7 protein-coding genes and 1 pseudogene are annotated in these 7,985 nt (G+C 32.5%); 2 read left to right on the plus strand and 6 right to left on the minus strand.

All coding sequences use genetic code 11. The annotated features are described in order from the left end of the window. The first annotated feature begins 26 nt into the window (after positions 1–26). Entirely contained in the window at positions 27–1,229 is a 1,203-nt protein-coding gene (locus tag B9T31_RS16465) for a tyrosine-type recombinase/integrase (RefSeq protein ID WP_086183021.1), read from the plus strand. Between the two features lie 122 nt (positions 1,230–1,351). Continuing rightward, positions 1,352–1,459: pseudogene (locus tag B9T31_RS18280) on the plus strand (hypothetical protein); the annotation flags it as partial. Positions 1,460–1,656: 197 nt separating this feature from the next. Here B9T31_RS18280 and B9T31_RS16470 read toward each other — a convergent pair. From B9T31_RS16470 to B9T31_RS16495, 6 genes are all read right to left on the minus strand, one after another. Beyond that, positions 1,657–2,550 carry a hypothetical protein gene (locus B9T31_RS16470; RefSeq protein ID WP_139840936.1) on the minus strand — a complete coding sequence of 298 codons (894 nt, stop codon included), beginning with the start codon at positions 2,548–2,550 and terminating at the stop codon, positions 1,657–1,659. Between the two features lie 13 nt (positions 2,551–2,563). Next, positions 2,564–3,106 (minus strand): fimbrial protein, encoded by a 543-nt coding sequence (locus tag B9T31_RS16475; protein WP_086183023.1) that lies wholly within the window; start codon positions 3,104–3,106, stop codon positions 2,564–2,566. 10 nt (positions 3,107–3,116) lie between these two features. Continuing rightward, positions 3,117–3,839: a fimbria/pilus periplasmic chaperone gene (locus B9T31_RS16480; RefSeq protein ID WP_086183024.1), complete on the minus strand. Its 723-nt coding sequence runs from the start codon at positions 3,837–3,839 to the stop codon at positions 3,117–3,119. Between the two features lie 29 nt (positions 3,840–3,868). Next, the gene (locus tag B9T31_RS16485) at positions 3,869–6,274 is read right to left on the minus strand and encodes a fimbria/pilus outer membrane usher protein (protein WP_086183025.1); all 2,406 of its coding nucleotides are present in this window, start codon (positions 6,272–6,274) and stop codon (positions 3,869–3,871) included. 128 nt (positions 6,275–6,402) lie between these two features. Further along, positions 6,403–6,957, minus strand: a complete 555-nt coding sequence (locus B9T31_RS16490) for a fimbrial protein (RefSeq protein ID WP_086183026.1) — start codon at positions 6,955–6,957, stop codon at positions 6,403–6,405. Positions 6,958–7,464: 507 nt separating this feature from the next. Further along, the coding region (locus B9T31_RS16495) for a hypothetical protein (RefSeq protein WP_322853507.1) at positions 7,465–7,985 on the minus strand (521 nt) is incomplete at its 5' end.

Raw genomic sequence — 7,985 nt, forward strand, 5'->3', positions numbered from 1 at the left:
CAAAAAATTATGTACACAGGTGATCTATGTCTTTAACTGAAATGTGGCTAAAAGCTAATAATGGCAAGGCACGAGATAAAGTTGAGGAAATAGCTGATCGGGACTCAATGAGTGTTCGAGTGTCGCCGAAAGGTAAAATAGTTTTTCAGTTAAGGTATAGATTTACTGGAAAAGCAGAACGATTGGATTTAGGGTCATACCCTCATATGTCCTTAAAAGAAGCACGGATCAAAGCAAATGAAATGAGATCTTTGTTAGACCAAGGTAAAAACCCGAAAATTGAAGTTCGTGTTCAGCAACAAAAATATATCAATGCCACGACTTTTAAGGATGTTTTCAATGACTGGTATGAAGGTTATTGTATAAAAAAGAAAACATCGGCATCTGACATAAAAACTTCATTTGAATTACATGTATTTTCTGAAATTGGGGATTTGCCAATTGATCGTATTACATTACAACAGTGGCTCGCTATTTTAGAAGAATTGGCTGAGGATAAACCCTCAATTGCCGAAAGAGTACTTACTAATGCTAAGCAAGTTTTAAAGTGGGCCAAGAAACGTGAATTACTTGAAGTCAATGCACTTTCAGATATTTATGCTAAAGAGGATCTTGGTATAGAGAAAAATAGAGTTAATCGAATTTTAGCTGATGAAGAAATAACAATGGTATTGAAGGCTATAGAAACCTCTAAGCTTCTACCTAAAAATAAAATATTCTTAAAATTATGTTTAATGTTTGGTTGTCGTAATGGTGAATTACGAAAAGCTAAAAAAAGTGATTTTGATTTAAAAAGAAAAGTCTGGATTGTTCCAGTTGCGAATAATAAGGTTGGTAAGAAAACAGGACGTGAAATAATTCGCCCTATTCTTCCCGAAATGGAAAATCTAATTATTGAAGCAATGGAACATAGTAGTTGTGAATACTTTCTTACTAATGATAATGCGGAAACTCCAATGGGTAATGGGGCTTCAATAGCCTTACCTGCTAACATAATGGAGAGATTGCGCAGACATTATGATTACAACATGAAACACTGGACTCTGCATGATTTAAGAAGAACTGCACGCACAAACTTTAGTGCATTCACTTCGCGTGATGTTGCAGAATTAATGATTGGCCATGTGATGCCAGGCGAGCAAGGAACTTATGATTATTATGAGTATATTCCACAACAAACAGATGCTTATTCAAAATGGATAGGCAAGCTTAATAAGTTAGGAATCTAAATTTTGGTACCCTCATCAATAAAGGTACCATTACATCACTTAAATTATCTACAACATTTAAATTTGAATTTATTTTGATCTACGTATAATATTTGATTAAGTAACTTTATCGATTAGAAGATATGTCAAATAATCATGGTGGGAAGCGTGAAGGCGCTGGTAGAAAGTTTATTTATAATGAACCAACCAAAGTTTTACGTGTCCCAGAATCACGTATTATAGAAATAAAACTACCTTAGCCTAAAAAGTAACTACGTTTTCGTAGTTCTTGTTCAGCTTGTCATATCAAATTACTGTCCTTCTAAAATACTTTGATCTTGCAAATGCATTTGTAGTAAATGCCTGATTTTATATAATACAAATCTACATGCTTAATAAACATAATATTTAGAATCATTTATAAATCTTATGAAATAAAAATTTAAAACTATTCAAATGAAATTGTCACATAGGCAAATGATAAAAATGCTCCTGGAACTACTGTAGTACCTGTACCCATTAAAGTTGATTTAACATCAAAAGTTGTACCACCACCTTGAACCGGCATACTTGTAGGATTACTAATATCTTTTCCATCTACAGTTAAATAAGTCACGAGACTTCCATCATCTTTTAAACGAATTTTTGTTCCAATATAACCATTATTTGCCGTTGTATCTTTATCTGGAGATGTAATTGAAAGCATTACATTAACATCTTGATTACAATATACTTTAAACCTACCATCTTTAACACTTGTTTGACCATTTATAATATCTGACACATTTAATTGACCATAATCAAGATCAACATCTTGTGTTTCTAAATTACATTGTACATTGGGGGGAGCAATATTTGCACACTCTCCTCCTGCCATAACAATATAATCTGAACCACCTGAAGAATTAGAAATACCCATTGCCCCACACCAATCAACGCCTTCTCCTGTTCTATCTGGTGCACTTGATGCTGCAACAGTATAGACATAAGAATAGTTGGTACCTTTTTCAAAATATGCTCTTAAAGCTTCACCAACTGTTTTTTCAGTCGTTAATTTTACTCTTGGAATATTTGGGTCTGGATAAAATGTCCTAGTTGGATTTCCTTTTTGTTGAGTATTAATTTGAATATAACAAGGAGTGGATTCTGAGCAACTTCTATTCAAGGGTTCAGTTGATTTAAAACTATCCTCCGTCATATAAAGAATAGCAGTATATTGAAATTGTTGATTCCATGGCTTACTTGGGTCCCAATATGAATAAGGAATACTTACAGTCCAAGCATTTGCAAATAATAGTGGTGAAAATATCATCCCAATGAGTAAATATAAAAACTTTTGCACTTGATTACCTCTATTATTGATATTCAATTAAAAAGTTAGCTATAGCATTAAACTCGCCTAAGCGAATGTTTTTACGACTAATAGCACTCTGACTGACTTTTACAAAAGCTTTAAAGTTTAAAGCGGATTGATCTTTTATTGTATATGTTGCCGTTTCCGCATTAAGTGGCATATTTTCCCCATTAGGTTCAACTAATTGAATTGCTATCCCCCATGGATTTAATGGAGTATCTCCTTGTATAATAATCAACCGCTGCAAATCCGTATAAAAAGTTTCTTGCCCTGTAAATGAAATTGCTACATTATAAATATCCTCAGTTTGGCACTCAAATTCAATAGCAAAATCTCGGCTACTAGAACGCCCATGCCATAACAGGTCTTTATTGGTAAGTGTTCCAAAATCTACAAATAAGTCTTCATCTTTTATTTTACATGTTGGACCTAGAATCTCACCATGAATACGAATGATCGTTTGTGCAATATCATCTGCAGCAAATGAATATACAGGGAAGCTAAATATAGATATAAACCACCAGTAGTATAGCTTTTTCAACATTTAGCACTCCTTATTCACTCGCAATCCCACATTCTGAATTTACACAGCTAAAGGGCATTACCACCTTACTTCCATAATCATCAATATAAGTAATGAAAGGTTTAGTACCTACCTGATTTAGCTTAAAGTTCAAAGATAGGTTACTAAATGGAGCAACCATAAATGCCTCAAAACCTTCAAAACTTTCTTTCCCTTTTATTGGTGAGATCGCAGACACTGTAATATAATAAGGAGTAGGATTAACTGCGATAACCTCTTGTCCACTTGCTTTCAAAATAAGTTTTTTTTGCCAAGGGTTATTACTAATTTCAGTACCGCTCATAAATAAACTAGCAGGCCTATAAAATAATTTCGTTTTGGTTTGGACTGTTAGCTGCAAAACATTCGGTTTTTCACTTTTCGGTGGAATTTGTCGGAAGTTAAAGTAATAAACACTTTCTCTATCTTGTGGAAGCTCTGCTGTATTTAGTTTTTCTATTTTTACTTGGGTTTGTTGCTTCGGTTCAACTCGTTGAATTGGCGGGGTTGCAATAAAAGGTTCTTCTATTTTTTCACCTTTCTCATTTTCAAACCAAGATTGAGCTAAAAAAGGCAATCTCTCACTTGAGTTATAGACTCTTAAGGAAACTGACTTTTCCTTACCATCAAAAATTGTTCTTGTTCGGTCTAATGATAAAGATGCATAGCTCACACTAGGTATGATTAAACATAAAGAAATTAACTTTTTAAACATTGAATTCACTTTTATTTCCTTACTTTAAGTTATCGACATACCAATGAAGCTGTGTTGGTTTTAAAGCTGAATTCTTTTGGAACCAAGATTTGACAATTACCACTACTCATAATCTTCATTTCTTTTCCAGGAGATACGCCTGTTAAATATGTTCTCCCTTGTTCTCCAACAATCCCTGTTAACACACCCTCTTCATTCCTAACTTCCGCACCAAAATATGGATATTGACCGTCAGCTAATAGCAATGTCACCATTCCCTTTTCCCCTGAAGTTACTGCAAACTTTTGATACCCAATAGCACCCTTTGTTAAAGTGATAGCCTTGACACTGTCTAATGTGTCAGCATTATCCGGTAATTTATTTAAATCAATAGAAATTCGATTACGGTAATAATCTCTTACATCTGGTGTAACAACTTTACCAAATCGATTTGAGTAACTTGGGACACTATATCCTTGAACTGGAATATCTGAAACCTGATCTGTATCTACTAATAGTCGAGTGCTTCCCAACATATTAATTCGATGGATGTCTGCACCTTTTGCTGTTACTGTAATTCCACCCCTTAATCCAGCACTGACACTCGCAAACTCTTTATCTCGATAACTGGATGAAATATTGGCTGTAAAACTATTTGCTTGATGAGTAAAAAATGATGTTGCTGTGACTTTGTCACCATCATGACCTACCCCCATTGAATAACTCGTAGCTTCGTTGATTCGATTAAAATAACTAATGCTTGATGAAAAATCATTATTCTTACTTTGATTAGCATTATAACTAATAGAGCCATTGGTATTAAATGGGAAAGAAACCCTCAAATACGCTCCATAATCATTTTGATCTATATTGCGGTAAAAGCTTAGACTTGTACTCACATTTTTATAATTTTCAAAATTGAAATATTTAGTTAAATTAATATCTAAACGTTTATTAATATCAGCATCTTCTGCTTGTTTATTTTGTGAGTAAGATACCGAAATAGATGCTCTTTGTAATGGAAAAGATTGATTTAAAACAATTGTAGTACTTCTGGAATATCTTCCTGTTTCTCCTAAATAGTCACTAAATTCTTGATAATTTCGATCAAAAAAGCTGGTTGATGCTTGTAAGCGTGTATTTAATATACTTTTATTATAACTAAATCGATATCCATTCCCATGAAAATCAGAAGAGTTAGAATTTAAGTAATTAATTGCAAATGCACCCAGTATATTTAAGTCCTGCCCTAAACCTATATTAATATTGTGATAATCTTTTGAACTTAATGCACCGGCAATTAATGATGTCATATTATTTAAGCCATACGACATTTCACCTGATATAAAAGTTTTATGAATTAAATGATGATCATTTCTTGGCTGACCAATTGCTGTTTTATAGCGAATCCGACCTGGTCGTGTTAAATATGGTGCCGCTATTGTATTTACTTGGAAATTTTGTACCGTTCCATCTTGTTCTTCAACTTTAACATCTAATATACCATTGGCATAATTAGGTAAATCTCGAATAGAAAAATTACCTGCTGGCACCTGTGTAGAATATAAAACCCGTCCTAGTTGAGAGATTGTTACTAAGGCATTCGTATTAGCAATTCCAGTAACTTCAGGAGCATAATACCTTAAATTAGGTGGGAGCATTTCCTCATTAGATTCTAATGAAATACCCGTATAATTAAATGAATTAAATAGGTTAGAACTTAAATATGTCTCACCAATTAATAAATCTGCTTTTATACTTTTTAAGGCGCGATAAGCATAGATATTATCCCATTTAAAATTATGACTACTATTATTGGACCCATGATCATTATGTTGATCTTGATAGCGTGATTGCCATTCACCTCGAATACGCCATTCCTCTATATTAAAGCCAGTAACCCCATTCAATGCAGCTACAATATTTTTATTTTTTGAGATTTGATTACTTGCATTTATATTTAAATTATAGTCTAAAAGAAAACCATTAATTCCATTGCTCCACAACTTTGGAGGATCCCAATTTTCACTACTATATTGTAAATAGGCCTGCGGTATTTTTAGTTTTAGATCTTGCTCAGATAAATTAATACTATATTCAAACCCAGGAATATTTGATAAATCTAAACATCCTTTTTCATCGAATATTAAAGACTTTTCAAATTTTTCATCAAAAGGAATTAAGCCTGTAACAATTTTATTAAAACAGACAATAGCTTTGTCATTGTCATCTGTAACATTAAATCTTACATCCGTTTGGTAGAATTTATTATTCACATAAAGTGACATACTATATTGACCAGGATAAATGTAATTCTTATTTTCAAACTTTGTAAGATCAATATTTTGACTTTTTGAAAATCCCAGCATATCTGGATTAAATGTGTATTCCGTTTCGACAGCATATACATTTGAACTGCTAATAAAAACAAATAATAAAAGTACTTTATTATTCATCAACTCTTTCCCCACAAAAAATATTCAAATATATATTTAACAGACTTCAAATAAAAAATAATAACCTATGTCTTTATATTTTATTAAGTACCATATAACAAATTTATATGGTACTTAAATTAGATATTTTATTGATAAGTTAAAGTAAAATTCGCATTTGCATAAAACTCACCAGTTTTAACTGCTGCAATACCTAAACCTTTAACATATGAAGAAAACTCGAGTGAATTTGGACCATTTTGAATTTTCCTAGGTTTTAATGGTTCACCATTTTTCACTTGTTCATTACCAGCAACGATCACAACACCTGCGCCAGAATCAGGAAGCGAATCTAAACCCACATAGTCAGATGTTGCACCAGCTGCTGTTGCACCCGTATATGTAAAAGTAGTTGTAACTGTACCATCGTCTAAATCTGATACATCACAATCTGCAAGTTCAATACTAAATGGTTTAATATGGCTTTCACCATCAAATGTAGTTCCATTATTTAAAAGCTTGTTTGAAATTTGACCAAACTCCACTTTGATTGGGTCATCAGAGACAATCGAACATGGTGAATTTACAATATAACCATGAAACTGAACTTGACCAGACCCTTGTCCTTGCCCACCTGCTGCATGAATTAAAGTCGGCCCAGAAAGCAATAATGATGCAGTTACAATTTGTGAGATTTTTTTCATTTTTCACTCTTCAAAATTTATCCATTTGAAAATTTATTATGTTGAAAATTAATACTTTTTATAATTATATCATGTTACTAATTTGTTATTTCTTGTATAGCATAATTACAATTGATTACATTAAGCTTTTTATAATGGATATTCTGCTCGTTAAACTAAGCAGCTCATACTCTTAATTAGGCTTTAAAACATTTCTTAAATTATTAGCTAATTGTTAGGTGCTAAAATTTATTTTTAGCGACGCTAACCGTATCCGATTCCATCAATATGTGATTGGGATTAATTATCTTACTAGATAATTTAGATTTTAAATTTTATGTGCAGCTGGATTGATATTTATATAGTGTAAGTTGGTTTCATTTTGATATGAAAACTTATAAACACAGTTTTTCTTTGTTTTCAGGGTAATTTTGTCATTTACTTTATACAGAACAAAAATACCCTGAAGTAGGCACTGTGTACTATCAAATAATTTGATATAAACCTCATAACAATTCAAAGTATATTTTATTCAGGCCACCCATCACTCAATCGCCGTGCATCAGTTGCGTGTTTGTCAGCTTGTTCTGCCATGTATTGATATTCAATGATGCATTTTTTGAGTATGTCACTGTTGGTAGTGGCGTACTCAATAATGGTTTCTTTGGAAGCTGTGGACATACGACTTGTGGCTTTATCGATTTGCTTTGACATGCCATTAATAGCGGACTTAGCACGATTAACATCAATAATGATTTCTTGCATTTTCGCATTATGATTTCTCTCTGCTTCTAAAAGTTTATCTGACCATTGCTTTTCTTTAGTTCTTGCTTCAGCTTTAGCTTGTTCGGTTAAGGCTTTAGTTTCGGCAACTTCTGTTTTGTATTGAGCATTCAGCAATGAGTAATTCGTCTTTAGACTTTGTACTCGCCAAGTCTGTGTACCACTGAAAATTGAAAGAATTAAAATTATGGCCAACAAAACTAAAATGATGATTTGGTAAAACTTATCTATAAATTGCTGAAGAGCTATTTTCATTTTAAAAATAA

The sequence above is a fragment of the Acinetobacter sp. ANC 4558 genome (assembly GCF_002135375.1).
Taxonomy (GTDB): Bacteria; Pseudomonadota; Gammaproteobacteria; order Pseudomonadales; family Moraxellaceae; genus Acinetobacter.

Bases quoted from the DNA above. Each gene is read 5' to 3' on its own strand.
- B9T31_RS16465 (WP_086183021.1), top strand. From the start codon at position 27: ATGTCTTTAACTGAAATGTGGCTAAAAGCTAATAATGGCAAGGCACGA.
- B9T31_RS16475 (WP_086183023.1), bottom strand. From the start codon at position 3,106: ATGTTGAAAAAGCTATACTACTGGTGGTTTATATCTATATTTAGCTTC.
- B9T31_RS16480 (WP_086183024.1), bottom strand. From the start codon at position 3,839: ATGTTTAAAAAGTTAATTTCTTTATGTTTAATCATACCTAGTGTGAGC.
- B9T31_RS16485 (WP_086183025.1), bottom strand. From the start codon at position 6,274: ATGAATAATAAAGTACTTTTATTATTTGTTTTTATTAGCAGTTCAAAT.
- B9T31_RS16490 (WP_086183026.1), bottom strand. From the start codon at position 6,957: ATGAAAAAAATCTCACAAATTGTAACTGCATCATTATTGCTTTCTGGG.